Annotated in this window: 25 protein-coding genes and 1 pseudogene; 21 read left to right on the top strand and 5 right to left on the bottom strand. The window is 68.5% G+C overall.

Going from position 1 to position 25,754, the window contains the following annotated elements; all coding sequences use genetic code 11:
- The 8 genes and pseudogenes from BM198_RS30345 to BM198_RS28335 all read left to right on the top strand — a co-directional run.
- Window positions 1–298, top strand: a pseudogene (locus BM198_RS30345) (IS481 family transposase); the annotation flags it as partial.
- A gap of 564 nt (window positions 299–862) precedes the next feature.
- Window positions 863–1,576 (top strand): TetR/AcrR family transcriptional regulator, encoded by a 714-nt coding sequence (locus BM198_RS28365; protein ID WP_074974168.1) that lies wholly within the window; start codon window positions 863–865, stop codon window positions 1,574–1,576.
- A 67-nt stretch (window positions 1,577–1,643) separates the two neighbouring features.
- Window positions 1,644–2,198, top strand: a complete 555-nt coding sequence (locus BM198_RS28360) for a hypothetical protein (RefSeq protein ID WP_044413145.1) — start codon at window positions 1,644–1,646, stop codon at window positions 2,196–2,198.
- A gap of 2 nt (window positions 2,199–2,200) precedes the next feature.
- A complete protein-coding gene (locus BM198_RS28355) occupies window positions 2,201–3,490 on the top strand; it encodes a flavohemoglobin expression-modulating QEGLA motif protein (RefSeq protein ID WP_044413148.1) in 1,290 nt (429 codons plus the stop codon).
- Window positions 3,491–3,577: 87 nt separating this feature from the next.
- Window positions 3,578–4,324 (top strand): TIGR00266 family protein, encoded by a 747-nt coding sequence (locus BM198_RS28350; protein ID WP_044413151.1) that lies wholly within the window; start codon window positions 3,578–3,580, stop codon window positions 4,322–4,324.
- A complete protein-coding gene (locus BM198_RS28345) occupies window positions 4,321–5,202 on the top strand; it encodes an alpha/beta hydrolase (RefSeq protein WP_074974166.1) in 882 nt (293 codons plus the stop codon). The genes BM198_RS28350 and BM198_RS28345 overlap by 4 nt, the downstream gene beginning before the upstream one ends.
- On the top strand, window positions 5,199–5,522 hold the full coding sequence (locus BM198_RS28340) for a PA3694 family proteiin (RefSeq protein ID WP_044413157.1): 324 nt from the start codon (window positions 5,199–5,201) through the stop codon (window positions 5,520–5,522). The genes BM198_RS28345 and BM198_RS28340 overlap by 4 nt, the downstream gene beginning before the upstream one ends.
- A gap of 8 nt (window positions 5,523–5,530) precedes the next feature.
- Window positions 5,531–6,031, top strand: a complete 501-nt coding sequence (locus BM198_RS28335) for an O-acetyl-ADP-ribose deacetylase (protein ID WP_074974164.1) — start codon at window positions 5,531–5,533, stop codon at window positions 6,029–6,031.
- Between the two features lie 163 nt (window positions 6,032–6,194).
- On the opposite strand, the gene BM198_RS28330 is transcribed toward BM198_RS28335, so the two are convergent.
- On the bottom strand, window positions 6,195–8,468 hold the full coding sequence (locus BM198_RS28330) for a heavy metal translocating P-type ATPase (RefSeq protein WP_139233731.1): 2,274 nt from the start codon (window positions 8,466–8,468) through the stop codon (window positions 6,195–6,197).
- 71 nt (window positions 8,469–8,539) lie between these two features.
- On the opposite strand from BM198_RS28330, the gene cadR reads away from it, so the two are divergent.
- Window positions 8,540–9,007 (top strand): Cd(II)/Pb(II)-responsive transcriptional regulator, encoded by a 468-nt coding sequence (gene cadR, locus BM198_RS28325; protein WP_074974160.1) that lies wholly within the window; start codon window positions 8,540–8,542, stop codon window positions 9,005–9,007.
- 61 nt (window positions 9,008–9,068) lie between these two features.
- Here the strand turns inward: cadR and BM198_RS28320 are convergent, their stop codons facing one another.
- Window positions 9,069–9,845, bottom strand: a complete 777-nt coding sequence (locus tag BM198_RS28320) for an OmpA family protein (RefSeq protein WP_074974158.1) — start codon at window positions 9,843–9,845, stop codon at window positions 9,069–9,071.
- A gap of 35 nt (window positions 9,846–9,880) precedes the next feature.
- A complete protein-coding gene (locus BM198_RS28315; protein WP_074974156.1) occupies window positions 9,881–10,291 on the bottom strand; it encodes a DUF4398 domain-containing protein in 411 nt (136 codons plus the stop codon).
- A 292-nt stretch (window positions 10,292–10,583) separates the two neighbouring features.
- On the opposite strand from BM198_RS28315, the gene ppc reads away from it, so the two are divergent.
- The 9 genes from ppc to BM198_RS28270 all read left to right on the top strand — a co-directional run bounded on the left by ppc (window position 10,584) and on the right by BM198_RS28270 (window position 19,864).
- Window positions 10,584–13,223 (top strand): phosphoenolpyruvate carboxylase, encoded by a 2,640-nt coding sequence (ppc, locus tag BM198_RS28310; protein ID WP_074974154.1) that lies wholly within the window; start codon window positions 10,584–10,586, stop codon window positions 13,221–13,223.
- Window positions 13,224–13,380: 157 nt separating this feature from the next.
- The gene (gene adk, locus BM198_RS28305; RefSeq protein WP_044413172.1) at window positions 13,381–14,028 is read left to right on the top strand and encodes an adenylate kinase; all 648 of its coding nucleotides are present in this window, start codon (window positions 13,381–13,383) and stop codon (window positions 14,026–14,028) included.
- Between the two features lie 87 nt (window positions 14,029–14,115).
- Window positions 14,116–14,796: a tRNA (adenosine(37)-N6)-threonylcarbamoyltransferase complex dimerization subunit type 1 TsaB gene (gene tsaB / locus BM198_RS28300; protein WP_074974152.1), complete on the top strand. Its 681-nt coding sequence runs from the start codon at window positions 14,116–14,118 to the stop codon at window positions 14,794–14,796.
- Window positions 14,797–14,926: 130 nt separating this feature from the next.
- Window positions 14,927–15,274 (top strand): hypothetical protein, encoded by a 348-nt coding sequence (locus BM198_RS28295; protein ID WP_074974150.1) that lies wholly within the window; start codon window positions 14,927–14,929, stop codon window positions 15,272–15,274.
- Window positions 15,274–16,134, top strand: a complete 861-nt coding sequence (locus tag BM198_RS28290) for a DUF72 domain-containing protein (protein ID WP_074974148.1) — start codon at window positions 15,274–15,276, stop codon at window positions 16,132–16,134. Before BM198_RS28295 ends, BM198_RS28290 begins: the two co-directional genes overlap by 1 nt.
- Window positions 16,135–16,212: 78 nt before the next feature.
- Complete coding sequence (locus tag BM198_RS28285) at window positions 16,213–17,043, top strand: isocitrate lyase/PEP mutase family protein (protein WP_074974146.1); 831 nt, start codon at window positions 16,213–16,215, stop codon at window positions 17,041–17,043.
- Entirely contained in the window at window positions 17,040–17,738 is a 699-nt protein-coding gene (locus BM198_RS28280) for an extensin-like domain-containing protein (RefSeq protein ID WP_074974144.1), read from the top strand. Before BM198_RS28285 ends, BM198_RS28280 begins: the two co-directional genes overlap by 4 nt.
- Window positions 17,739–17,793: 55 nt before the next feature.
- Window positions 17,794–18,576: a class I SAM-dependent methyltransferase gene (locus BM198_RS28275; protein WP_074974142.1), complete on the top strand. Its 783-nt coding sequence runs from the start codon at window positions 17,794–17,796 to the stop codon at window positions 18,574–18,576.
- 13 nt (window positions 18,577–18,589) lie between these two features.
- Window positions 18,590–19,864, top strand: a complete 1,275-nt coding sequence (locus BM198_RS28270) for a cytochrome P450 (protein ID WP_074974141.1) — start codon at window positions 18,590–18,592, stop codon at window positions 19,862–19,864.
- Between the two features lie 16 nt (window positions 19,865–19,880).
- Here BM198_RS28270 and BM198_RS28265 read toward each other — a convergent pair whose 3' ends face one another.
- Complete coding sequence (locus BM198_RS28265) at window positions 19,881–20,522, bottom strand: TetR/AcrR family transcriptional regulator (RefSeq protein ID WP_044413195.1); 642 nt, start codon at window positions 20,520–20,522, stop codon at window positions 19,881–19,883.
- 94 nt (window positions 20,523–20,616) lie between these two features.
- Between BM198_RS28265 and BM198_RS28260 the strand changes: the two genes are divergently transcribed.
- The 3 genes from BM198_RS28260 (at window position 20,617) to BM198_RS29980 (ending at window position 25,368) form a co-directional block, all read left to right on the top strand.
- Window positions 20,617–21,720 carry an efflux RND transporter periplasmic adaptor subunit gene (locus BM198_RS28260; protein ID WP_044413198.1) on the top strand — a complete coding sequence of 368 codons (1,104 nt, stop codon included), beginning with the start codon at window positions 20,617–20,619 and terminating at the stop codon, window positions 21,718–21,720.
- 6 nt (window positions 21,721–21,726) lie between these two features.
- Window positions 21,727–24,798, top strand: coding sequence for an efflux RND transporter permease subunit (locus BM198_RS28255; protein WP_074974139.1), 3,072 nt, complete (start codon window positions 21,727–21,729; stop codon window positions 24,796–24,798).
- 78 nt (window positions 24,799–24,876) lie between these two features.
- Window positions 24,877–25,368, top strand: coding sequence for an STY0301 family protein (locus BM198_RS29980; protein ID WP_139233730.1), 492 nt, complete (start codon window positions 24,877–24,879; stop codon window positions 25,366–25,368).
- Window positions 25,369–25,457: 89 nt separating this feature from the next.
- Here BM198_RS29980 and BM198_RS28250 read toward each other — a convergent pair.
- The coding region (locus BM198_RS28250; protein ID WP_139233729.1) for an integrase core domain-containing protein at window positions 25,458–25,754 on the bottom strand (297 nt) is incomplete at its 5' end.

The raw sequence follows: 25,754 nt of genomic DNA, 5'->3' as shown, positions 1-25,754 counted from the left end.
CCAGCAGCGTCCGCATGAGGCCCTGTCTTACCAGGTTCCTATCAACCGCTATCGGACGAGCCCCTGGAAGTATCCCGAACAACCAACAGAGTTCGAGTACGGTCTGGATGATGTGCTGGCGAAGGTCTACCACAGCCGTTTCCGCTTCAGAAAACGCTACTTCCGCATTGCCAAGGGATTGGCTGGGAAAGTGATAGCAATACGTCCGCACTCAGATGCCGAACATTTGTTCGATGTGTACTTCTGCCACCAACTACTTCGGACCATTGACCTGAATGACCCTGAGTGCAGTCCATAATGCGTCAACCATGTCCCCGTACATGTGTCCACCATGTCTCCGGTCCGTACAGCAGTCGCCCCAAAAGAAACCAAAAGGTCTCGCCCCTGCATCCGGGTCCCGCTTCGCGGGACTTCCCTCGCTCCGTCATCGCTCCAGGGGCACGCGCAGACGGGCCATCCCTGGCCCGGCAGCGCTCTCGCGACATCCATGTCGCTCAACCCCTTCCGCGACGACTGCGCTCGGCCTCCTGAAGGAGCCTTTGTCCCCGCGCCAGCATCCGTCTCAGGAACAGCTTCAAGGTGCGCACCCGATTCGCTTTTCCAAGCACCGCTACAGCGTCGCGCGGCCCCGTCCATAACTGAGGATGGAAGCGCTATGCCTTCTGGAACGTTTCAAAGCCTGCCCACTTTCCCCTGTATGTCTCTGGATTGCGCGCTGCTCCACACGGCACGACGGGCGGTGTGCCCCGGCCGGGTCTCATCACGTCGAGTACGCAAGTTCTTACCTTGTGGCAGTTGAATCGACCGCTGATTGGTCGAAACTGTCTGATATCCACGTCCCGTAGCCGAAGGTTCCCGCATCTTGCCCCAGCCGTCCCGTCGTGACAGTGCCGCCCAGGCGGCCAGCGCCCTCGCCGAAAGTGTCCAGTACCAGGGCCGCAAGGCCAGCCGCCACGGCAGCGAGCAGCGCCGCCAGGCCATCCTCGATGCCGCCATGCGCATCATCGTCCGCGATGGCGTGCGGGCCGTGCGCCACCGGGCCGTGGCCGCCGAGGCGGATGTGCCGCTGTCGGCCACCACTTATTACTTCAAGGACATCAACGACCTCATCACCGACACCTTCGCCCAGTTCGTCGAGCGCAGTGCCGAAGCCATGGCCGCGTTCTGGAGCAGCGTCGAAGGGGACCTGCAGGACATGGCCGCCGCCATTGAGCAGGGCGGCGAGCCCCGCCGGGAGATGACCGACCGTATCGTCGAACTGGCCATCGAGTACGTGCGCCGCCAGGTGCTGGAGAACCGCACCCAGCTGCTCGCCGAACAGGCGTTCCGCCAGGAGGCGCTGATCAACGAGGGGTTGCGGGGGCTCGCCGAGGCCCACCGGGGCATCCTCTCCCAGGGGGCGGAGCACTTTTTCCAGGTCCTGGGCACCGAGGAGCCCGCCGAGGACGCCAAGGTGTTGACGGCCATCATTCTGCAGATGGAATATCAGGGCCTTGTCGGCGGTGTGGATAACCTCGACATCAACGAAATGCGAGCCGTGCTGAGGCGTTACTTCCATCTGGTGATGGACCTCTAGCGCAGTGGCGCCGAACCCCGCTCCAGGCATCCGCCTCGCGGGGTTTTTAATGAACAAGGAGAACACGATGAACCCCTGGCGCGTGCTGCTTGCCCTGTCCTTCCTGCTGCTGGGCGGCTGCCTGGTCACCCTGCGGGAGCCGATCCCCGCCAACGAGCCGGCGCCCATGCCGCTGCTGGGGGACTGGTCGCGCAAGGACGAGTGGGGCGAGCGCGCCTACCTGGAGATCAGCCGCTCCGGCTCCAACCTCTACCGCGCCCGCACCTTCGAGGGCGGCAAGGACAACCTCGACAGCCTGCGCGAGTACGGCTTCACCGTCGCCCACCACGGCCGCCGCTGGTACCTCTCCGCCGGGCTGCCGAAGCAGTGGGGCGCCAACTTCGCCATTGCCGGCTTCGAGCTGACCGCCGACAACGAGCTGGTGGTCTACAACCTCGACGTGGAGCGCCTGCGCCAGGAAGTGGAGCGCGGCACCTTCAAGGGCGAGGCGGTGGAGATGCCCGAGGGCGACGGCGTGGTGCTGGACGTGCCCTGGAGCACCCTGCAGGCCTGGCTGGACGACCCGGCCAACTCCGACGTGTTCATCGAGGCGGCGCGCTACCAGCGGGCCGGGGCGGAATGACCATGAGCCGGCGCAAGGTCCCTGACGACTACCAGAACACCGTCCGCAGCCTGTCCGATCGCATCGTCCTGGCGCAGACACCGATCCGCGTGCTGGACGCCATCAAGTGGGACGACAGCGTTCGCCAGGGCTTCCTCAAGCACAAGGGCAAGGCCATGCCCGAGGTGGACCGTGCCTATTACGAGAGCCGGCCGCTGGCCTTCGACCCGGTGGCCAAGAAGCTCGAATTCCAGAACATCGAACGCGACATCACCCGCCAGCTCGGCCAGTTCAACCCGGTGGGGCAGATCATGCGGCGCATGTGCAAGGAGTACCGGATGGTCATCCGCATGCTCGAAGCACGCGGTACGCCGGACTTCGGGCTGATCTCCCAGGAGCTCTACGGCGCGGCCTCCGACGCCTTCCATGCTGGTGACCCGACCCTGTCCGACCTGGGGCTGATGCTCTCGGACTACCTGAACAAGATCGACGACCGCGGCGACCTGAAGGACGAGCCCAAGACCCTCACCGCCAAGGATGCCGTCGGCCTGCTGCAGAGCCGCCTCTCGGCGGTGTTCGGCGACGAGACCATCCGCGTGCTGGAGTCCGACGGCATCGTCGCCGACGCGGCGGCCGGCGCCGACTACATCAAGATCCGCAGCGACGCGCTGTTCAACGAACGTGACGTGCGCGCGCTGGAAGTCCACGAAGGGCTGGTGCACGTCGGTACCACCCTCAATGGCCAGAACCAGCCGGTGTGCACCTTCCTCGCCAAGGGCCCGCCGTCGTCCACCGTGACCCAGGAAGGCCTGGCGATCCTCATGGAAGTGATCGCCTTCGCCTCCTACCCCTCGCGCCTGCGCAAGCTCACCAACCGCACCCGCGCCATCCACATGGCGGAGGAGGGTGCGGACTTCCTCGAGGTCTACCAGTTCTACCGCGAGCAGGGCTACGGCATGGGCGAGAGCTACGGCAGCGCCAGCCGCGTGTTCCGGGGCTCGTCGCCGGACGGGCTGCCCTTCACCAAGGACCTGTCCTACCTGAAGGGTTTCATCATGATCTACAACTACATCCAGCTCGCCGTGCGCAAGGGCAAGCTGGAGCAGATCCCGCTGCTGTTCTGCGGCAAGACCACCCTGGAAGACATGCGCACCCTGCGCCAGCTGGTGGACGAGGGCCTGGTGGTGCCGCCGAAGTACCTGCCGCCGCAGTTCCGCGACCTCAATGCGCTGTCGGCGTGGATGTGCTTCTCCAACTTCCTCAACCACCTGAGCCTGGACCGCATCGAGGCGGACTACGCCAACATCCTCTGACGCTGCGGCGCTCGGCCCCGGGGTGCCGAACCGCGGCCTGGCCGGCGCTCGCGATTGATCCCCCAGCCACCTCCAAGGGAGCCCTGCATGGCCAGCCACCAGCTCGAATACGACATCCTCGGCGCCTCGGCGCAGACCGTGGAGATCATCCTCGACCCCGGTGAAACGGTGATCGCCGAGGCCGGCGCCATGAACTACATGACCGAAGGCATCCGCTTCGAAGCCCGCATGGGCGACGGCAGCAGCAATGGCCTGCTCGGCAAGCTGTGGGGCGCCGGCAAGCGCATGCTCACTGGCGAGTCGCTGTTCATGACCCACTTCACCAACGAAGGGCAGGGCAAGCAGCGCGTCGGTTTCGCCGCGCCCTACCCGGGCACCGTGGTGCCGGTGGACCTGGCCCAGGTCGGCGGGCAACTGGTCTGCCAGAAGGACGCCTTTCTCTGCGCCGCCCACGGCACGCGCATCGGCATCGCCTTCAACAAGCGCCTGGGCGCCGGGTTCTTCGGCGGCGAAGGCTTCATCCTGCAGAAGCTGGAGGGCGATGGCCTGGCCTTCGTGCATGCCGGCGGCACGGTGATCCGCAAGGAGCTGAACAACGAGACCCTGCGCCTGGACACCGGCTGCCTGGTGGCCTTCACCCAGGGCATCGACTACGACATCGGCCTGGCCGGCGGGCTGAAGAGCATGCTCTTCGGCGGCGAGGGTATCCTCCTGGCCACCCTGCGCGGCACCGGGACGGTGTGGATCCAGAGCCTGCCCTTCTCGCGCCTGGCCGAGCGCATCTACGAAGCCACCTACAAGGCGCGCGAGGAAACCCGCGCCGGCGGCCAGTGAGGCGCCTCGTCCCGCTGCTGCTGGCGGCGCTGCTGAGCGGTTGCAGCGGCCTGCTGTTCTACCCCGAGCGCGAGCTGCCCTTCACCCCCGAGCGGGCCGGGCTGGCCTACCGCGACGTGCAGCTGGTGACCCGCGACGGCCTGCGCCTGCACGGCTGGTGGCTGCCGGTGGCGCCGGGCAAGGCGGTCAAGGGCACCGTGCTGCACCTGCACGGCAACGGCGGCAACCTCGCCAGCCACCTCGGCGGCAGCTGGTGGCTGCCCGAGCAGGGCTACCAGGTGCTGATGCTGGACTATCGCGGCTACGGCCACTCCGAAGGCCGGCCGGCCCTGCCGGATGTGTTCCTCGACCTGGACGTCGCCTTCGACTGGCTCGACCGTGCGCCCGAGGCCCAGGGCCAGCCGCGCATCGTCCTCGGGCAGAGCCTGGGCGGCGCCCTGGCGGTGCGCTACCTGGCCGAGCACCCCGAGCGCCGGGCCGGCGTCCGGGCGCTGGTGTTGGACGGCGTACCGGCCAGCTACCGTGACGTGGCTCAATTCACCCTCGGCAACGCCTGGTTAACCTGGCCGCTGCAAGTGCCGCTGTCCTGGCTGGTGCCGGATGGCGACAGTGCAATCGGCGCCATCGGCCGCCTGCAGGGGCTGCCGATGCTGATCTACCAGAGCATCGACGATCCGGTGGTGCCCCTTTCCAATGGCGTGCGCTTGTATCAAGCTGCGCCCCCGCCACGGGTGTTCCAGCCGACCCGGGGCGGGCACGTGCAGACCTTTGCCGACCCCACCTGGCGCGAAGTGATGCTGCGTTACCTCGATGACCCCAAGGGGTTCGTCGGGTTGCGACGGCTGGCTGAAGTCCCGAATACAGAGAGTCCCCAATGAGCGAACGCAACCCCATTCCGCTGATCCTCACCGGCGTCGGCACCATCATCGGCACCGTGATGGTCCTCTGGTACTACGGCTACCTGCACTTCGCCAAACCCGAGGACGCGTTGCTGCTGTCCGACTTCACCATGCTCAAGACCATTCCCGGCGAGGACTACAAGGTCTCGCTGCAGCCGGCCAACCAGGTCGCGCAGTGCATCGATGGCGTGCTGGTGCTGTTCGACACCCAGCAGAAGGGCCTGACCGGCGTGCTGGTGGACAACAAGAAGCAGGCCGTGCGCTGCATGGGCCAGGAAACCCCGCAGGAAGTCCGCTGAGACCGCTGATGAAGATCACCGTCTGGCAGGGCGACATCACCACCCTCGATGTGGACGCCATCGTCAACGCCGCCAATTCCTCCCTGCTGGGCGGGGGCGGCGTCGATGGCGCGATCCACCGTGCTGCAGGGCCGGAGCTGGTGGCCCGCTGCCGGATCATCGGCGGCTGCCCCACGGGCGAGGCGCGCATCACCCCGGGCTACCGCCTGCCGGCGCGCTTCGTTATCCATACCGTCGGGCCGGTCTGGCGCGGCGGTGACCAGGGCGAGCCCGAGCTGCTCGCCCGCTGCTACCGCAACAGCCTGGCGCTGGCCGAGGCGCAAGGGTTGGCGCGCGTCGCCTTCCCGGCCATCAGCTGTGGCATCTATGGCTACCCGCTGGAAGCCGCTGCCGCCGTAGCCGTTCATGAACTGCGCCAAGCGCGCCCCGCCGGCAGCAGCCTGGAGGAGGTGCTGCTGGTGGCCTTCGCCGAGGACGTGGCGCAGCTCTACCGCGACGCCCTGGCCTGATCTGGCGGCTTTTGTAGGGTGGGTCGGGCGGCGTTCCGCTTCAGCCCACCGCTTTTCAGTGGCTTGAAGCACCAGAATGACCCGGTGACATTCCGGGCCCGCCGCTCCCCGGGCTGAAGCCCGGGCTACGTGAGCTGCACCGTAGCCGGGCGATGCCGTTCCTCTACTTCACACCGCGCAACAGCCGCAGGCCGTTGAACACCACCAGCAGGCTCGCGCCCATGTCGGCGAATACCGCCATCCACAGGGTGCCTTCGCCCATCAGCGTGAGCACCAGGAACACCGCCTTGATGCCCAGGGCGAGGGCGATGTTCTGCACCAGCACCGACCAGGTCCGGCGCGACAGGCGGATGAACTGCGGCAGCTTGCGCAGGTCGTCGTCCATCAGCGCCACGCCGGCGGTCTCGATGGCGGTATCGGTGCCCGCCGCACCCATGGCGAAGCCGATGTCGGCACGGGCCAGGGCCGGTGCGTCGTTGATGCCGTCGCCGACCATGCCGACCCGCTTGCCGCCGGCCTGGCACTCGCGGATCGCGGCCAGCTTGTCTTCCGGCAGCAGGTTGCCGCGTGCTTCGTCGATGCCCACCTGGGCGGCGATGGCCGCAGCGGTGTGCGGGTTGTCGCCGGTCAGCATCAGGGTGCGCACCCCCAGCTGGTGCAGCTCGGCCACTGCTTCACGGCTGGTCTCGCGGACGCTGTCGGCCACGGCGAAGAGCGCCAGCGGGCCCTGTTCGTCGAGCAGCACGATCACCGTCTTGCCCTGGCGCTCCAGCACGTCCAGGCGGGCCTCCAGTTCGGGCGAGCACAACCCCAGCTCTTCCACCAGACGGTGGTTGCCCAGGTGGCAGGCACGCCCGGCCACCGTGCCCCGTACGCCACGGCCGGGCAGGGCGGCCTGCTCGTCCACCTCCAGCAGGGCGACGCCGTCGGCCTCGGCCGCCCGGGCGATGGCCTGGGACACCGGGTGGTCCGAACGGGCGGCCAGGCTGGCGGCCAGCTGGCGCGGGTCGAGGCCCGGTAGGTCGCGCAGGCGTACGTGGTCGGTCTGGGTCGGCTGGCCGTGGGTCAGGGTGCCGGTCTTGTCCAGGGCGACCCAGGCGAGCTGGCGGCCCATCTCCAGGAACACGCCCCCCTTGACCAGCACGCCGCTGCGCGCGGCTGCGGCGAGCCCGCTGACCAGGGTGACCGGCGTGGAGATCACCAGGGCGCAGGGGCAGGCGATCACCAGCAGCACCAGGGCGCGGTAGATCCAGTCCAGCCACAGCCCGCCCAGCAGCAGCGGCGGCACCACGGCAGTGGCCACGGCGATGAGGAACACCACCGGGGTGTAGACGCGGGAGAAGGCGTCGACGAAGCGCTGGGTCGGCGCCCGCGCGCCCTGGGCTTCCTCCACGGCGTGGATGATGCGTGCCAGGGTGCTGTCGTCCGCCGCGCGGGTGACGCTGTATTCCAGCTCGCCCTCGCCGTTGATGCTGCCGGCGAACAGCGTCTCGCCCGGTTCCTTCTCCACCGGCAGGCTCTCGCCGGTGATGGGGGCCTGGTTGACGCTGGAGCGGCCGCGCAGCACTTCGCCGTCCAGGGCGATGCGTTCACCCGGGCGTACCCGCACCCGCGCGCCGACCTGCACCTCGCGTGAAGACAGCGCCTGCCAGCTGCCGTCCTGCCACACCGTGGCCTGCTCCGGCGCCAGGTCCAGCAGGCCGCGGATGGCGTTGCGCGCCCGTTCCAGGGAGCGCGCCTCGATCAGCTCGGCGATGGCGAAGAGCACGCTGACCATGGCCGCTTCCGGCCACTGGCCGATCAGCATGGCGCCGGTGACGGCGATGCTCATCAGCGCGTTGATGTTGAGGTTGAGGTTCTTCAGCGCGATCCAGCCCTTGCGGTAGGTGGGCAGGCCGGCGGTGAGGATGGCCAGCACTGCCAGCCCGGCTTCCAGCCAGCCCGGGCCGATGGAGAACCACTCGCAGGCTTCGGCCGCCAGGGCGGCGACGCCAGCCAGGGCCAGCGGCCACCAGGGCTTGCGGCGCTCGGCCGGTGCCGGCGCGCCGGCTTCCAGGGGCTCGGCTTGCATGCCGAGCTGGGCCACCAGTTGCTGCAGCGGCGCCAGGTCGACGAAGCGGTGGCGGACCTTGAGCACCCGCTGCATCAGGTTGAATTCCAGGGCCTCGATGGCCGGGACCTTGCCCAGGGCGTCACGCAGCAGGCGCTCCTCGGTGGGGCAATCCATCGCCTCGATGCGCAGGCTGCTCCAGCGCGCCTCGCCGAGGGTGGCGTCCGGGGCGTGCAGCTCCGGCGCGGGGCCCGCAGGCTGATGATCGTGATCGTGATCGTGATCGTGATCGTGATCGTGATCGTGATCGTGATGGTCGTGTGCTGCCTTCGGCTTGGCTGTGGCCGCACGTCCGTGGTTGTGGTTGCAGCAATTGTCCTGGCTCATGGCGGACTCCATTGACGGTACGGGCGTCATTGCACACCCTGTAGCAACTACAGAGTCAAGGAGTGCTGCTCATGAAGATCGGTGAACTGGCCCGGCTGACCGAATGCCCGGTGGAAACCATCCGCTATTACGAGCGCGAGGGGCTGCTGCCCGAGCCCGCGCGCAGCGAGGGCAACTACCGCCTCTATACCCAGGCCCACGTGGAGCGCCTGGCGTTCATCCGCCATTGCCGCTCGCTGGACATGACCCAGCAGGAGATCCGCGAGCTGCTGCGCCTGCGGGACAACCCCGAGGCCGATTGCGCAGCGGCAAACCGGCTGATCGACGAGCACATCCACCACGTCGAGGTGCGCATCGCCGAGCTGCGTGCGCTGCAGGGCCAGCTGCGGGACCTGCGCGCCCAGTGCCAGGGCGCCGGTAGCAGCGTGTCGTGCGGCATCCTGCGGGAGCTGGAGCAGCCGGCACCGCCCAGCGTGGTGTCCGAAGCCTGCGCCGAGGCGGGGCACCTGCATGTGCCGGGTGTGCACGGGCGGCACTGAGTGAAGATCGCTGCATGAAAAAGCCCGCCATCAGGCGGGCTTCTTCATGGGCGCGACGGCCTCAGAGGGCGCGGGGTGCGACCGGGCCGGGGCCGTTGGCGATGGTCACCTCGACCCGGCGGTTCAGCGCGCGGGAGGAGGGCGAGTCATTGCTGGCCACCGGGTAGTCCTTGCCGAAGCCGTGGGTGGTGACGCGGCTCGGGTTCACGCCCATGGCCACCAGGGCACGGCGCACGGAGTCGGCGCGGGCCTGGGACAGGCGCAGGTTGTGGTCGACGGTGCCGGTGTTGTCGGTGAAACCTTCGATCATCACCTGGCGGTCCGGGTTCTGGGTCAGGTAGGTGCCCAGCTGGTGCACGCTCTGCATGCCGTTGGGGGTCAGCTCGGCGCGGTCCACTTCGAACAGCACGTCACCCAGGGTCACCACCTGGCCACGGTCGGTCTGCTTGGCCTTGAGCTGGTTGAGCAGCACGTCCACTTGCTGGTTGCGGGCGTCCAGCTGGGCCTGGGTACGCTGGGCCGGCGCCTTGGCCAGGGCCTCTTCGGCGGCCTTCTGCTTGATGGTCTGGCGGGCCAGTTCGACGCGCTGGTTGGTCAGGTAGGCCAGGTGGTCCACCTGCACCGGCTCCTGCTTGTCGGCGTAGGCCTGCTCGGCACGGCTGAGCATGTCGCCGGCTTCCTTGGTCTCGAGGGCGGCCAGGCTGTTGGCCTGGGGCTCGGCCTGCAGCTGGGAATAGTTGCTGCGGGCCTGGTCCAGGTTCGGGTTCGGCTTGGAGGCGCAGGCCACCAGGGCCAGGCTCAGCACGGAAAGGGCGGAAACGCTGATCAGCTTGTTCATGGGGATCATCCTTAACTGGGTTCGGAGGCCGGGGTTCACTGCACCAGGATCGGGGTGCGCGAGCCCTCTTCACGGATCTGCTGGACACCCTGGTGGGCATCGTCCAGCACCTTCTCGGCCTTCACCGCCAGCGCCTTGCGCTCGGCCACGCGGGCGTCCCACTCGGCCTGCTCGGCAACGCGGCGGGCCTCGTCGTAGCGCTCGTCGCGCATCAGGCGCTCGGCCTGGTCGAGCTTGTCCTGGGCGGTCTTCATTTCAACCGGGGCGTACTGCGGAGCGCCGGCATCGACAGCGCTCTTGACCACAGTGTTGGTGACGGCGAACTGTTCGGTCGGCGGGTTGCCGGCGCAGCCGGCGAGCAGGGCGGTAGCGCCCAGGGCCAGCACGGCCATCACTGTTCTCGGATTCGCTACAGCAGCGCGCTTTTTCATCATGTTCAGCTCCATTGGTGACCTCGGCCCGGTGGGGCCTCATGGCTACTTTCCTGCCAGATGCGCGCCAATGAATACCTATTGGCGCCGGATAGCCGATTTTAGGCGGCGTTTGCCGAATGACCTGGCTTATGGGGTGTGACCGGCCGCCTGTCGAAAATGTTCAAGAAAATTTACGAGGCAGGGTCACAGCCCTTGACCGCAGCGAGCCGGAGCGCAGGTGCCGCGGGGTAGAGCGGCGGTCTTGCCAGTGCTGCCTGGCGTGGGCACTCTGGAGCCTCCTTGCCCTTTACCGGAGAGGCCTGCTATGGCGGAGATCGACCCGCGCCTGCGTGAAGACGTCCACCTGCTCGGCGAACTGCTGGGTGACACCATCCGTGACCAGTGGGGCGATGCCTTCCTGGAGAAGATCGAGCGCATCCGCAAGGGCGCCAAGGCCGCGCGCCAGGGTGTGGCAGAAGGGCGGCAGCGGCTGGAGGCGTCCTTCGCCGACCTCACCACCGACGAGCTGCTGCCGGTAGCCCGTGCCTTCAACCAGTTCCTCAACCTGGCCAACATCGCCGAGCAGTACCACCGGGTACGCCGCCAGGCGCCGGGTGAGCCGCTGGCGTTCGAGCAGCGCGTGCTGCCGGAACTGCTGCAGCGCCTGCGCCAGGCCGGCCATGCCCCCGATGCGCTGGCCCGCCAGGTGGCGACGCTGGACATCGAACTGGTGCTCACTGCCCACCCCACCGAGGTGGCCCGGCGGACGCTGATCCAGAAGTACGACGCCATGGCGGCGCAACTGGCCCGTCTGGACCATGACGACCTCACCGACGCGGAGCGCGAGTCCGTGCACCTGGCGTTGCGCCGGCTGATCGCCGAGGCCTGGCACACCGACGAGATCCGCCGCCAGCGGCCGACCCCCGTGGACGAGGCCAAGTGGGGCTTCGCGGTGATCGAGCATTCCCTCTGGCAAGCGCTGCCCAACGTGCTGCGCAAGGCCGACCAGGCGCTGTTCGCCGCCACCGGCGAACACCTGCCCCTGCGCGCCGCGCCCGTGCGCTTCGCCTCGTGGATGGGCGGCGACCGCGACGGCAACCCCAACGTCACCGCAGCGGTGACCCGCCAGGTGCTGCTGCTGGCCCGCTGGATGGCGGCTGACCTGTACCTGCGGGACGTCGATCACCTGGCGGCCGAGCTGTCCATGCAACGCGCCAGCGATGAATTGCTGGCGTGCGTCGGCGGCGAACAGGCCGAGCCCTACCGTGCCTTGCTCAAGCAACTGCGCGAGCGCCTGCGCGCCACCCGTGCCTGGGCCCAGGCCGCCCTGGACGGCGAGCGGCTGCCCGGCACCGATGTGCTGCAGGACAACGAAGACCTGCTGCAACCGCTGGAACTCTGCCACCGCTCGCTGCATGCCTGCGGCATGGGCGTGATCGCCGATGGCGCGCTGCTGGATTGCCTGCGCCGCGCGGCCACCTTCGGCCTGTTCCTGGTGCGCCTGGACGTGCGCCAGGACTCGGCCCGCCACCGCGCCGCCCTGGCGGAGATCACCGACTACCTGGGGCTGGGCGACTACAGCCAATGGGACGAGGACACGCGCCTGGCCTTCCTCCTGCGTGAGCTGGCCAACCCGCGCCCGCTGCTGCCGCCCCATCACCAGCCTGGCGAGGACACTGCCGAGGTGCTCGCCACCTGCCGCGTGGTGGCCCAGGCGCCGGCGGCGTCCCTCGGCTCCTACGTGATCTCCATGGCGGGGGCGGCCTCGGACGTGCTCGCCGTGCAACTGCTGCTGAAGGAGGCCGGGCTGCAACGGCCGATCCGCGTGGTCCCGCTGTTCGAGACCCTGGCGGACCTGGACAACGCCGCGCCGACCATCGACCGGCTGCTGGGCCTGGCGGACTACCGCGCGCGCCTGTGCGGCCCGCAGGAAGTGATGATCGGCTACTCCGACTCGGCTAAGGACGCCGGCACCACCGCCGCCGCCTGGGCCCAGTACCGTGCCCAGGAAGCACTGGTGCAGGTGTGCGCCCGGCATGGCGTGGAGCTGCTGCTGTTCCATGGCCGGGGCGGCACGGTGGGGCGCGGCGGCGGCCCGGCCCACGCGGCCATCCTGTCGCAGCCGCCGGGTTCGGTGGCGGGGCGTTTCCGCACCACCGAGCAGGGCGAGATGATCCGCTTCAAGTTCGGCCTGCCCGACATCGCCGAGCAGAACCTCAACCTCTACCTGGCCGCCGTGCTGGAGGCGACCCTGCTGCCGCCGCCGGAGCCCGAGCCGGCCTGGCGCGAGGCCATGGACCGGCTGGCCGCTGATGGCCTGGCCGGCTACCGCGACGTGGTGCGCGGGCACCCGCTGTTCGTCGAGTACTTCCGCCAGGCCACGCCCGAGCAGGAGCTGGGGCGGCTGCCCCTGGGCAGTCGGCCGGCCAAGCGCCGGGCCGGCGGCATCGAGAGCCTGCGGGCGATCCCCTGGATCTTCGCCTGGACCCAGACGCGGCTGATGCTGCCGGCCTGGCTCGGCTGGGAGCGTGCATTGCAGGGCGCCGAGGCGCGGGGCGAGGGGCCGTTGCTGCAGCGCATGCGCGAGGGCTGGCCGTTCTTCGCCACCCGCATCGACATGCTGGAGATGGTCCTGGCCAAGGCCGACGCGCCGATCGCGGCGCTCTACGACGAACGTCTGGTGGAAAATGGCCTGCGTCCGCTGGGTGCGCATTTACGCGACCTATTGTCGCAGGCCTGTACGTCGGTACTGCGCGTGACCGGCCATTCCGAGCTGCTCGCCCTCAGTCCGGAGACCCGCGAGGCCATCGGCGTACGGAATATCTACCTGGACCCGCTTCACCTGCTGCAGACCGAGCTCCTGGCCCGTTCCAGAGCGGCTGGAAGCCGCGTGGAAGACCCCCTGCAGCTGGCCTTGCTGGTGAGCGTGGCGGGCATCGCGGCGGGCCTGCGGAACACCGGCTAGAGGGCCTTTTGCTCCGACTTTCGACGGCTTGTGCGCTATAGGGGTGCTGTGTATCTTGAGCAACCTTTTGGCCGCTCGAAGACGCCGAAACCGATACTGAGATTGGCCCCACGAGGCGAATCCGAAGACTTCAAAATAATTCTTGAGGAGCACATCGATGCGCGTGATTCTGCTGGGGGCGCCCGGTGCCGGCAAAGGTACCCAGGCTGGTTTCATCACCAAGAAATTCTCCATCCCGCAAATCTCCACCGGCGACATGCTGCGTGCCGCCGTGAAGGCCGGTACCGAGCTGGGCCTGAAGGCCAAGAGCGTGATGGATGCAGGTGGCCTGGTGTCCGACGACCTGATCATCAACCTGGTCAAGGAACGCATTGCCCAGCCCGATTGCGCCAACGGCTTCCTGTTCGATGGCTTCCCGCGCACCATTCCCCAGGCCGAGGCCATGAAGGAAGCAGGCGTGAGCATCGACCACGTGGTCGAGATCGCCGTCGATGACGAGGAGATCGTCCAGCGCATCGCCGGTCGCCGTGTGCACGAGGCCAGCGGCCGCGTCTACCACGTCGTCTACAACCCGCCGAAGGTCGAGGGCAAGGACGACGTCACCGGTGAAGAACTGGTGCAGCGCAAGGACGACACCGAGGAGACCGTGCGTCATCGCCTCTCCGTGTACCACTCCCAGACCAAGCCGCTGGTGGACTTCTACCAGAAGCTGTCGGCCGCCGAAGGCACGCCGAAGTACAGCGCCGTCGCCGGCGTGGGCAGCGTCGACGAGATCACCGCCAAGGTGTTCGCCGCCCTGTCCTGATCCCTCGCGATCATCCCGACCAACGGCCCGCTTGCGGGCCGTTGGCGTTTATAATGCGCGCCTTTTTTCGCTCACCTGGATGCCCCGATGACCACCCTGCTGGCCCTGGATACCGCCACCGAAGCCTGTTCCGTCGCCCTCCTGCATGAAGGGCGCGTGCTCAGCCATTACGAGGTGATTCCCCGGCAGCACGCCCAGCGCCTGCTGCCCATGATCCAGGACCTGCTGGGCGAGGCCGGGGTCGCCCTGTCCGCCGTGGACGCCATCGCCTTCGGCCGTGGCCCGGGTGCCTTCACCGGGGTGCGCATCGCCATCGGCGTGGTCCAGGGGCTGGCATTCGCCCTCGAGCGCCCGGTACTGCCGGTTTCCAACCTCGCGGTGCTGGCCCAGCGTGCCCACCGGGAGCAGGGCGTGACCCAGGTAGCCGCCGCCATCGACGCGCGCATGGACGAGGTCTACTGGGGCTGCTACCGCCTGGAAGCCGGCGCAATGCGCCTGGCCGGTGTCGAAGCGGTCCTGCCGCCGGAGCAGGTGGCGCTGCCCCGCGATGCAGCGGGCGACTGGTTCGGTGCCGGCACCGGCTGGGGCACCTACGGCGAGCGCCTGGCGGTGCCGACCCAGGGGCGCGACGCGGCCCTGCTGCCCCACGCCCAGGACCTGCTCGCCCTGGCCGGTTTTGCCTGGGCCCGTGGCGAGGCCGTTGCGGCCGACGCGGCGCAGCCGGTGTACCTGCGCGACAACGTGGCCACCCCCAAGGCGCCGGTCTGAGGGGAAACATCGGCGGTCGCCATAGGCGACGGCCGGTATGGCCGGACGTCCGTGCCGATTGAAAATCACCCGGCGCCCGGCTAGATTCCACTCCGTTCACGCCCACCTTTAGGGACAGCAGAAGCTCGCAATGCGCATCGACGGTTTCACCTCCTCCATCTCGCTGGACCGCAGCCCTCGCCAGGGCAGCGCGACCAATGCTTTCCGCGAGGTGCAGCGCGAGGTCGAAGCGCGCCGTGATACGCCGTCCAGCCCCGGCAATACCCAGGGTTTCGAACAGGTCGCCCAACCCCGCAAGGTGGAGGCGGGCAACGCCAGCAGCAATTCCCTGCCGGCCCGTCCCCAGGATCTGCAGCAACCCGCCGTGCGCAACCTCAGCAACCGGGCCTACCAGGCCATCGCCAGCTACAGCTCCACGGCCAGCTTCGCCTCCGAAGCCGACGCGCCGGAAGTCCTCGGACTCGACCTCTACGCCTGATGCTGCCGTACTTCCTCGGCTGCCCGTCCTGGAACGAGCCAGCCTGGCGCGGTTCCCTCTACCCTGACGATGTCCGCCCGGCGGAAACCCTGGAGCACTACGCCCGAGTGTTCAACGCCGTCGAGGGCAACACCACCTTCTATGCCCGTCCCGCGCCCGCCACCCTTCAGCAATGGGCCGAGCGGATGCCGGAGGGCTTCCGCTTCTGCGCCAAGCTGCCCCGGGACATCAGCCACGAAGGCGACTTGCGGGACAAGGTCGAGGCCACCCAGGCCTTCCTGCACCTGCTCGAACCGCTCGGTGGGCGGGTCGCGCCGCTCTGGCTGCAACTGCCGGCCAGCTTCAGGCCGCAGCGGCTCGGCGAGCTGGCGGACTGGCTCGACACCTTCTCCCACCGCGCCATGGCGGTGGAGGTGCGCAACAACGCCTTCTTCGCCCGGGGCGAGGAGGAGAAGGCCCTGAACCGCCTGCTCCATGAGCGCGGTGTGGAGCGCATCTGCCTGGATTCCCGGGCCTTGTTCGCCTGTGAGTCCGACGACCCGGCCGTTCGCCACGCGCAATCGAAGAAGCCGCGTGTTCCTGTGCGCCCGGCGGCGTTCAGCCGCGCCCCGCAGGTGCGCTTCATCGGCGGCCCTGACCTGGACGCCAACCAGGTGTGGCTGGAGCCCTGGCTGGACAAGGTGGCCGGCTGGATCGAGGAGGGCCTCACGCCCTACGTGTTCCTGCACACCCCCGACAACCACCTGGCCGCCGCCCAGGCCAGGCGCTTCCACGATGGCCTGATGGGACGCCTGCCGGGCCTGCCCGCCCTGGCCGAGCCCGAGGTGGCCCCGGCAGCGGAGCAGTTCGAGCTGCTCTGATCCCCGGGCACTGTCTCTGTCCGCTCCCGTTCCCCTGGGGTAAGGTCGGGCCTCCCCGCCTTCGATGGAGCGACGCCCATGACTGACCAGAGCCAACGTGCCCGAGACTTCGCCGCCCTGCACCAGGGACCGGACCTGCTAGTCCTGCCCAACCCCTGGGATGCCGGCTCCGCCCGCATGCTGGCGCACCTGGGCTTCAAGGCCCTGGCCACCACCAGCGCCGGCCTGGCCTTTTCCCTCGGGCGGCGGGACGCGGAAGGGGCAGTGAGCCGCGAAGAGGCCCTGGCCAATGCCCGCGCCATCGTCGAGGCCACGCCGCTGCCGGTGGCGGCCGACCTGGAGAACGGCTACGGCGACAGCCCCGAAGCCTGCGCCGAGACCCTGCGGTTGGCAGCGGAAGCCGGCCTGGTCGGTGGCTCCATCGAAGACGCCAGCGGCCGGCCGGAGGCGCCCATCTACGATGCCGGACTGGCCCTGGAGCGCATCCAGGCGGCCGTCGAGGCCGCGCGGGCGCTGCCGTTCCCCTTCACCCTCGCTGCACGGGCGGAGAACTTCCTGCATGGCCGGCCGGACCTGGACGACACCCTGCGCCGCCTGGTGGCCTATGCCGAGGCCGGCGCCGATGTGCTCTACGCCCCCGGCCTGACCACCCGCGAACAGATCGCCGAGGTGGTGGCCGCCGTCGCCCCCAAGCCGGTCAATATCCTGGTGGGCTCGCCGGCGCTGGCGTTGACTCTCGACGAACTGGCCGCACTGGGCGTGCGTCGGGTCAGCCTGGGATCCAACCTGGCACGGGTGGCCTACGGTGCGTTCTTCGAGGCGGCGCGCCAGCTCCATGGGCATGACCTGTCCGCTGCCCAGCAGGCGATGCCGTTCGACCGGATCAACGCGCTGTTTCCTGCCCGATGAGTCGACGCGGGTGGGTGCTGGGCGGGGGCCTCGTCCTGGCGCTGGTACTGCTGCCGCTGGCGGTGAGGCAGGGCTGGATCGAGGTGCCCCCGCGCTGGAACCCCTGGGCCCCGCTGGACGTGCGTGAGCTACCGAACCTGCTGACCTCCTTCAAGCTGATGCGCCTGCAGGCCGACCCCCAGCTCTGCAAGCAGGCCCTGGACAGCGCGGGGATGCGCTACCAGGCGGTGCCCGACAGCGTGCCGGCGCCGGGCTGCCCGGTGGACAACGCGGTGCGTGTGAGCGCATCCGGCGTGCGCTTCAGCAGCAGCTTCCTGGCCACCTGCGAAGTGGCGGTGGGCTGGGCGCTGTTCGAGCGGCATGGCCTGCAGCCGGCCGCCCGCGAGGTGTTCGGCCAGCCGGTGGCGCGGGTGGAGCACCTGGGCAGCTTCGCCTGCCGCAACATCGGCACCAGCCAGCGCCGCAGCCAGCACGCCTACGCCAATGCCCTGGACATCGCCGGCTTCCAGCTGACCGATGGTCGGCGCATCAGCGTAGCCCGCGACTGGAGCGGCCAGGGCGATGCCGCACGCTTCCTGCACCGGGCGCACCAGGCCGCCTGCGACACCTTCCACGTCACCCTGGGGCCGGATTACAACGCGGCCCACCGCGATCACTTCCACCTCGACATGGGGCTGTTCCGCCAGTGCCGCTGACCCCGGGCAGCCGGCTCTGGCAAAATGCCGCCCATTCGATTCGGTGGAACCCCTGATGAACGACGAGCAGCAAACGGCCCGGGTAAGGGTCGAGGCCCTGGTGCCTCACCTGGAGGCCGAGGCTCGGGCTTGGGCCGAGCGCCTGGGCCTGCCCCTGGACGGCGAAGCGGGCTTCGCCCTGCAGCTGGGCGACGACGGCCTGCAACTGGTGGAGCTGGGGCCGGGCGCGCCCGGCCCGGTACGGGTGGATTTCGTCGAAGGGGCTGCGGCGCATCGGCGCCAGTTCGGCGGCGGGGCAGGGCAGATGATCGCCAAGGCGGTGGGCATCCAGCCCGGTATTCGGCCTCGGGTACTGGACGCCACGGCGGGGCTCGGGCGCGATGGCTTCGTGCTCGCCAGCCTGGGCTGCGAAGTGCACCTGATCGAGCGCCAGCCGCTGGTGGCGGCCCTGCTGGAAGATGGCCTGGCCCGTGCTGCGCGCGATCTTGACGTGGCCCCCATCGCCGCCCGCCTGCACCTGCTGACCGGCAATGCGATCACCCGCATGGCCGAGTGGGCGGACGAGCCGCCCCAGGTGATCTACCTCGACCCGATGTTCCCGCACCGGGACAAGAGCGCCCTGGTGAAGAAGGAGATGCGCCTGTTCCGCCCCCTGGTGGGGGATGACCTGGACGCCCCGGCCCTGCTGGCTGCCGCCCTGGAGCTGGCTAGCCACCGGGTGGTGGTGAAGCGCCCCCGCAAGGCGCCGATCATCGAGGGGCCGAAGCCGGGCTACGCCCTGGAAGGCAAATCCAGCCGCTACGACATCTACCCGAAGAAAGCCCTCGCCAAGGGCTGAGTGCGAGGTGCTCATGGACGACACGCTGCGTTGCCCCATCCGCCGCACCCTGGCGCGCCTGCCCTGGGTAGATGACCAGCGTGCCGGTGCGCGGCACTGGCTGGCGTTGCAGCGCGACCCGCTGGCCTGGCTGGCGCAGGTGCACGCCGAGCAGCCCGACATGGCCGTCTCGCGCATGGGCCTGAACCGGGTGTGGTGCCTGTTCCACCCCGAGGCCGTGCACCAGGCACTGGTGGAGCACCGTGCCCTATTGCGGCGCTGGGAGCCGAGCCTGTGCATGATGCGCCAGTGGAACGGGCGCAGTTTCATGATGCGCGAGGGGCCACCCGCCCAGGCCCAGCGCAAGGCCGTTCGCCCGCACATCGCCGCGCCGCAGCCGCTGGAGATCCTGCAACTGGCCGAGCGCTGGGGGCAGGTGCTGGAAGACGGTGGCGAAGTCGATCTCGACCTGCAGATGGCGGCCTACAGCGCCACGCTCACCGGCCACGCACTGTTCGGCATGGACCTGCGCGACCAGGCCTTCGACATCGCCCGGGCCGTGCGCCTGCTCTCGCGGGTGGCGTTGCTGGAGACCAGCACGGGCATTCCCCTCGGGCACTGGTTCCCCAGCAAGCTCTGCCCGCGCAAGCGCTGGGCCCTGGGGCGGCTGCAGGCGGTGGTCGCCGGTATCGCCGAGCAGTCGCCGCGCCCGCTGGCGGCACAGCGCGACGAACTGGCGACCCTGCTCATGGCCGGTCACCAGTCCACCGGGGTGACCCTGACCTGGACGCTGCTGATGCTGGCGCGGCACCCCGAGGTGCTGGCGGCATTGCGGCAGGAGCTGGCCGGCGTCGACTGGTCACGCATCGAGGGCGTGGCGGACCTGCGGGGTTGCCCGCTGCTGCGGGCGGTGATCCAGGAGAGCCTGCGCCTGTACCCGCCGGCCTACGGCCTGGTGCCGCGGCAATTGACGGCCGACACCGAGGTGTTCGGGCAGGCGCTGCGGAAGGGCGACATTCTCATGCTGTCCAGCTGGATCACCCACCGCGATCCGCGCTGGTTCGACGAGCCGCTGGCCTTCCGGCCGCAACGTTTCCTGGAACCGGCCACCTGGCCGAAAGGCGCGTACTTCCCCTTCGGCCTGGGCGACCGGGCCTGCCCCGGCACGGCCATGGCGATGCTCGATGTGGCGGTGTCCCTGGCCTGGTGGGTCACCCACTGGGACGTGGAGCCGCTCGGGACGATCGAGCCCCAGGGCTGGTTCTCCCTGAGGCCCCGTCGCGCACGGGTGCGCCTGCACCGGCGCTGAGCGCCGGGCGCGCTCCTCAGGCTTCGGCCCGGTAGGCCTTGAGGAACAGCTCCACCACTTCCTGCACGTGCTGCTCGGCACCCGGCCCTTCCAGCGCGGTGCAGCAGCCGATCAGCAGGCGGAAGTTGTGCCCGCCCTTGATCAGGCAGAAGAAGTGCTCGGCGGCGTTCAATGGCTTGTCGATGCGCAGCTTGCCGGCGTCGTTGGCGCGGGCCAGCAGGCGCTCCATCTCGTTGAGGATGCGCTGTGGGCCGGCGTCGAAGAACAGCCGCGAGAGCTTCGGGTCCTGCGCGCCCAGCGCCACCATCAGGCGGTGCAGCTCGATGGATTCGCGGCTGTTGATCAGCGCATGGAAGCCCCGGCCGATGTTCAGCAGCACGCTCTCGATGGTGCCGTCGTGGGGCAGCTGGAACAGCAGCTCCGGCAATTGCTCCTCGCACTTGGCCTTCACGGCGGCGGAGAACAGCGTCTCCTTGTCGGTGAAGTGGCTGTAGACCGTGAGCTTGGAGACCCCGGCTTCCGCGGCGATAGCGTCCATACTGCTGCCGTCGTAGCCCTTGCTGAGGAACAGCGATTTCGCCGCCTCAAGGATCGCTGCGCGTTTCGCCGGATCCTTCGGGCGCCCCGGGCCGCTGCTCTGCAAAGAATTGTCTGACATTTTCTCGTTAATACTGGACTGGTGAGTTCGCTATTTTTACTATACCGGGCAGTATAAATATTCAAAAACCGTACGTCGCGAAAGGTCATTCACCATGCACCGCCATGCTCTGTCCCTCGCTCTGCCCGTGTCGCTGTCCCTTCTCCTTGGTGCCTGTGGCAATGGTGAAAGCGCGCAGCCTACCATCCGCCCGGCCATGGTGGTGCAACCTCAACCCGCGGCGGACGCCGTGGACACCTACGCCGGCGAGGTGCGCGCCCGCTACGAACCGGACCTGGCCTTCCGCATCGGCGGCAAGATCACCCGCCGCCTGGTGGAAGTGGGGGACCGGGTGAAGAAGGACCAACCCCTGGCCGAGCTGGACCCTCAGGACGTACGCCTGCAACTGGAGGCGACCCGTGCCCAGGTCGCGGCCGCCGAAGCCAACCTGCAACTGGTGCGTGCCGAGCGTGACCGCTACCGCACCCTGCTGGAGCGCAAGCTCATCAGCCAGTCGCAGTTCGACAACGTCGAGAACCAGTACCGCGCCGGCGAGGCGCGCCTCAAGCAGATCAAGGCCGAGTACAACGTCGCCAGCAACCAGGCGGACTACGCCGTGCTGCGTGCCTCCCAGGATGGCGTGATCGCCTCCCGCCGTGCCGAAGTGGGCCAGGTGGTGGCCGCCGGGCAGACGGTCTTCAGCCTGGCCGCCGACGGCGAGCGCGAAGTGCTGATCAGCCTGCCCGAGCACGCCATCGACCGATTCAAGGTGGACCAGCCGGTGGCCGTGGAGCTGTGGTCCCAGCCGGGTCGGCAACTGCCGGCGCGCATCCGGGAGCTGGCGCCGGCGGCGGACCAGCAGTCGCGGACCTTCGCCGCGCGGGTCGCCTTCACCGCTGGCCAGGTGCCTGCGGAGCTGGGCCAGAGCGCGCGCGTCTACGTGAAGGGCGTGGGAGCAGAGACCCTCTCGGTGCCGCTGTCGGCACTGACGGCCGAGGCCGGCACCCCGTTCGTCTGGGTGGTCGACCCTGCCACCTCCACGCTGGTGCGGCGTACCGTGCACGTCGGCCCCTATGGCGAGGACCGGGTACCGGTGCTGGACGGGCTGAAGGCCCAGGACTGGGTCGTCGCAGCCGGCGTCCAGGTGCTGCGCGAGGGGCAGGAAGTCCGCCCCGTGGACCGCGCCAACCGCGCGGTGAAGCTGGTGGCCAAGGAGTAAGGCACGGTGAACTTCAACCTTTCCGCCTGGGCGCTGAAGAACCGCCAGATCGTCCTCTACGTCATGTTGCTCCTGGGTATCGTCGGTGCCCTGTCGTACTCCAAGCTGGGGCAGAGCGAAGACCCGCCCTTCACCTTCAAGGCCATGGTGATCCGCACCAATTGGCCCGGCGCCAGCGCCGAAGAGGTCTCCCGCCAGGTCACCGAGCGCATCGAGAAGAAGCTCATGGAAACCGGCGAGTACGACCGCATCGTGTCGTTCTCCCGGCCGGGTGAATCCCAGGTCACCTTCCTGGCACGGGACTCGATGCACTCCAACGAGATTCCCGAGCTCTGGTACCAGGTTCGCAAGAAGATCAACGACATTCGCTACACCCTGCCCCAGGGCATCCAGGGGCCGTTCTTCAACGACGAGTTCGGCACCACCTTCGGCAACATCTATGCCCTCACCGGCGAGGGTTTCGACTACGCCGTGCTCAAGGACTACGCCGACCGCATCCAGCTGCAACTGCAGCGGGTGAAGGACGTGGGCAAGGTCGAGCTGATCGGCCTGCAGGACGAGAAAATCTGGATCGAGCTCTCCAACACCAAGGCCGCGACCCTGGGTCTGCCGCTGGCCGCCGTGCAGCAGGCGCTGGAAGAGCAGAACGCCGTGGCGGCCGCCGGCTTCTTCGAGACGCCCACCGACCGCGTGCAACTGCGGGTGAGCGGACGCTTCGATTCGGTGAAGGAGATCCGCGACTTCCCCATCCGCGTGGGGGATCGCACCTTCCGCATTGGTGACGTGGCCGAAGTGCGCCGGGGCTTCAACGACCCGCCGGCGCCGCGCATGCGCTTCATGGGCGAGAACGCCATCGGCCTCGCGGTCTCGATGAAAGCCGGGGGCGACATCCTGGTCCTCGGCCAGGCGCTGGAGGGCGAGTTCGCCCGTCTGCAGGAAACCCTCCCGGCCGGCATGCAGCTGCGCAAGGTGTCCGACCAGCCGGCTGCGGTGAAGACCGGCGTGGGCGAGTTCGTCCGGGTGCTCACCGAGGCGCTGATCATCGTGCTGCTGGTGAGCTTCTTCTCCCTCGGCCTGCGCACCGGCCTGGTGGTGGCGCTGTCCATCCCCCTGGTGCTGGCGATGACCTTCGCCGCGATGCACTACTTCGGCATCGGCCTGCACAAGATTTCCCTCGGCGCGCTGGTGCTGGCCCTGGGCCTGCTGGTGGACGACGCGATCATCGCGGTGGAGATGATGGCCATCAAGATGGAGCAGGGCTACGACCGCCTCAAGGCGGCCAGCTTCGCCTGGACCAGCACCGCCTTCCCGATGCTCACCGGCACCCTGATCACCGCCGCCGGCTTCCTGCCCATCGCCACCGCCCAGTCCGGCACCGGCGAGTACACCCGCTCGATCTTCCAGGTGGTGACCATCGCCCTGCTGGTGTCCTGGATCGCTGCCGTGATGTTCGTGCCCTACCTCGGTGACCGGCTGCTGCCCGACCTGGCCAAGCGCCACGCCGAGAAGCACGGCGGCGACGGCGCCCACGACCCCTACGCGACGCCCTTCTACCAGCGTGTGCGGCGTGTGGTGGAGTGGTGCGTACGCCGGCGCAAGACGGTCATCGTGCTGACCCTGGTGGCGTTCGTCGCCTCCATCGCCCTGTTCCGTTTCGTGCCCCAGCAGTTCTTCCCCGCCTCCGGGCGCCTGGAGCTGATGGTGGACCTCAAGCTGGGTGAGGGCGCCTCCCTGCTCAACACCGAAGCCGAGGCCGCGCGCCTGGAGGCGCTGCTCAAGGACCACCCCGGCATCGACAACTACGTGGCCTACGTGGGCACCGGGTCGCCGCGCTTCTACCTGCCCCTCGACCAGCAGTTGCCGGCTGCGAGCTTTGCCCAGTTCGTGGTGCTGGCCAAGACCATCGAGGACCGCGAGGCAGTGCGCAGCTGGCTGATCCAGGTGCTCAACGACGAGTTCCCGGCGGTGCGCACCCGCGTGTCCCGCCTGGAGAACGGCCCGCCGGTGGGTTACCCGGTGCAGTTCCGCGTGTCCGGCGAGCACATCGACGAAGTCCGCGCCCTGGCCCGCAAGGTGGCCGACAAGGTGCGCGAGAACCCCCACGTGGTGAACGTGCACCTGGACTGGGAGGAGCCGAGCAAGGTGGTGCGGCTGAACATCGACCAGGACCGCGCCCGTGCCCTGGGCGTGAGCACCGCCGACCTGTCGCGCTTCCTGCAGAGTTCCCTCAGCGGCAGCACCGTCAGCCAGTACCGCGAGGACAACGAGCTGATCGACATCCTCCTGCGCGGCACCCCGCGCGAGCGCGAGGAACTGGCCCTGCTGCCGAGCCTGGCGGTGCCCACCGACAGCGGCCGCAGCGTGCCGCTGTCCCAGGTGGCGACCCTGGAATACGGCTTCGAGGAAGGCATCATCTGGCACCGCAACCGCCTGCCGACGGTCACCGTGCGCGCCGACATCTACGACAAGTCGCTGCCGGCCAGCCTGGTGACGCAGATCCAGCCGACCCTCGACCCGATCCGCGCCGAGCTGCCCAGCGGCTACCTGCTGGAGGTGGGCGGCACGGTGGAGGACTCCGCGCGCGGGCAGAAGTCGGTCAACGCCGGTGTGCCGCTGTTCATCGTGGTGGTGCTGACGCTGCTGATGCTGCAACTCAAGAGCTTCTCGCGCTCGGCCATGGTGTTCCTCACCGCGCCCCTGGGGCTGATCGGCGTGACCCTGTTCCTCCTGGTGTTCCGCCAGCCGTTCGGCTTCGTGGCGATGCTCGGCACCATCGCCCTGTCGGGGATGATCATGCGCAACTCGGTGATCCTCGTGGACCAGATCGAGCAGGACATCAGCGCCGGCCTGGACCGCTGGCACGCCATCATCGAGGCCACGGTGCGGCGTTTCCGGCCCATCGTGCTCACCGCCCTGGCAGCGGTACTGGCGATGATCCCGCTGTCGCGCAGCGTGTTCTTCGGCCCCATGGCGGTGGCCATCATGGGCGGCCTGATCGTCGCCACCGCGCTGACCCTGCTGTTCCTGCCGGCGCTCTACGCGGCCTGGTTCAGGGTCAAGCCGGCCGAGCGGGTCTGATCAGGAAACGTGAACGGGGGCTTCGGCCCCCGTTTTGCAAACCGCTGAATGCTGCGAGTGACGGGGTGGATTTTCCACTTGCTGTCGAAGGAGGTTTTCGATTTGAACAAGGGATGTTTTCTCTGGATAGGCCTGCTGTCCGCCGTATTCTGGAGTCAGGGGGCCGCCGCTTATGAACTGCAGTGCCCGACTTATGTAGATGTGGAGTCACCAGGCGTCGTATCAGCGCCGGAAGGATGGGTGGCGAAGTCGAGGCGCAACAAGCTGAGGGTAGAGGGGCTGGGACTCGTTCTGGGGCCTCCGGAAGAGCTAGCGGATCTAAAGCTCGAGCCTTTCCTGCTGGACGGCAAGGAGCGAGATGGTTGGGGAGAACTCAATGGCCTGATCGAAAACGAGTTAGGGTTGTGGCTGGTCTGCCGCTATTCAGGGGACTATGTGGTCCTGGCGAAGAAACTCGACCGCCCTGTTCAGGGGTGCTGGATAGAGGAAGACGTCCGTACTGGACCCCGCCCCTACACCCTGTATTGCAAGCCTGCCGAATCACCTGGTGATACCGGCACGGGGCAATAGCCTGAGCAGGTCAGTCAGGCGCCCGCCTGGTTGTCGAAACGTGTCTAGTCCTGAAATAGGTTTACACCTTTCAGGCCAAGCGCCAGACCTCAAAACGCCCGATGCACCGCATCGGGCGTTTTGTATTTCAGGGCCAGGTGAGGCCGCTCCCGGTTATAGATATCGACGGCTTCGCGCACCATACGGCGCGCCTGTCCGAGGTCGGCGGGAGGGTGCTCCAGCAACTCGTTCTTCAGAATGCCGTTGACGCGCTCAGCCAGCGCATTCTGGTAACAGTCGTAACCATCGGTCATCGAGCAGGTTGCCCCGTGCTGCACGTGCAGGCGTTGGTACAGCCCCGAGCAGTACTGGATGCCTCGGTCGGAGTGATGGACCAGGGGGTTCCG

The sequence above is a fragment of the Metapseudomonas otitidis genome (genome assembly GCF_900111835.1).
GTDB lineage: Bacteria > Pseudomonadota > Gammaproteobacteria > Pseudomonadales > Pseudomonadaceae > Metapseudomonas > Metapseudomonas otitidis.
Note: the sequence above shows the minus strand (reverse complement) of the source record. Positions and strands in the feature narration are given on the sequence as shown.

Excerpts from the sequence above, each read along its gene's own strand:
- BM198_RS28360 (WP_044413145.1), top strand. The coding sequence starts at position 1,644 with ATGAACCCCTGGCGCGTGCTGCTTGCCCTGTCCTTCCTGCTGCTGGGC.
- BM198_RS28355 (WP_044413148.1), top strand. The coding sequence starts at position 2,201 with ATGAGCCGGCGCAAGGTCCCTGACGACTACCAGAACACCGTCCGCAGC.
- BM198_RS28350 (WP_044413151.1), top strand. The coding sequence starts at position 3,578 with ATGGCCAGCCACCAGCTCGAATACGACATCCTCGGCGCCTCGGCGCAG.
- BM198_RS28340 (WP_044413157.1), top strand. The coding sequence starts at position 5,199 with ATGAGCGAACGCAACCCCATTCCGCTGATCCTCACCGGCGTCGGCACC.
- BM198_RS28335 (WP_074974164.1), top strand. The coding sequence starts at position 5,531 with ATGAAGATCACCGTCTGGCAGGGCGACATCACCACCCTCGATGTGGAC.
- BM198_RS28330 (WP_139233731.1), bottom strand. The coding sequence starts at position 8,468 with ATGAGCCAGGACAATTGCTGCAACCACAACCACGGACGTGCGGCCACA.
- cadR (WP_074974160.1), top strand. The coding sequence starts at position 8,540 with ATGAAGATCGGTGAACTGGCCCGGCTGACCGAATGCCCGGTGGAAACC.
- BM198_RS28320 (WP_074974158.1), bottom strand. The coding sequence starts at position 9,845 with ATGAACAAGCTGATCAGCGTTTCCGCCCTTTCCGTGCTGAGCCTGGCC.
- BM198_RS28315 (WP_074974156.1), bottom strand. The coding sequence starts at position 10,291 with ATGGAGCTGAACATGATGAAAAAGCGCGCTGCTGTAGCGAATCCGAGA.
- ppc (WP_074974154.1), top strand. The coding sequence starts at position 10,584 with ATGGCGGAGATCGACCCGCGCCTGCGTGAAGACGTCCACCTGCTCGGC.
- adk (WP_044413172.1), top strand. The coding sequence starts at position 13,381 with ATGCGCGTGATTCTGCTGGGGGCGCCCGGTGCCGGCAAAGGTACCCAG.
- tsaB (WP_074974152.1), top strand. The coding sequence starts at position 14,116 with ATGACCACCCTGCTGGCCCTGGATACCGCCACCGAAGCCTGTTCCGTC.
- BM198_RS28295 (WP_074974150.1), top strand. The coding sequence starts at position 14,927 with ATGCGCATCGACGGTTTCACCTCCTCCATCTCGCTGGACCGCAGCCCT.
- BM198_RS28290 (WP_074974148.1), top strand. The coding sequence starts at position 15,274 with ATGCTGCCGTACTTCCTCGGCTGCCCGTCCTGGAACGAGCCAGCCTGG.
- BM198_RS28285 (WP_074974146.1), top strand. The coding sequence starts at position 16,213 with ATGACTGACCAGAGCCAACGTGCCCGAGACTTCGCCGCCCTGCACCAG.
- BM198_RS28280 (WP_074974144.1), top strand. The coding sequence starts at position 17,040 with ATGAGTCGACGCGGGTGGGTGCTGGGCGGGGGCCTCGTCCTGGCGCTG.
- BM198_RS28275 (WP_074974142.1), top strand. The coding sequence starts at position 17,794 with ATGAACGACGAGCAGCAAACGGCCCGGGTAAGGGTCGAGGCCCTGGTG.
- BM198_RS28270 (WP_074974141.1), top strand. The coding sequence starts at position 18,590 with ATGGACGACACGCTGCGTTGCCCCATCCGCCGCACCCTGGCGCGCCTG.
- BM198_RS28265 (WP_044413195.1), bottom strand. The coding sequence starts at position 20,522 with ATGTCAGACAATTCTTTGCAGAGCAGCGGCCCGGGGCGCCCGAAGGAT.
- BM198_RS28260 (WP_044413198.1), top strand. The coding sequence starts at position 20,617 with ATGCACCGCCATGCTCTGTCCCTCGCTCTGCCCGTGTCGCTGTCCCTT.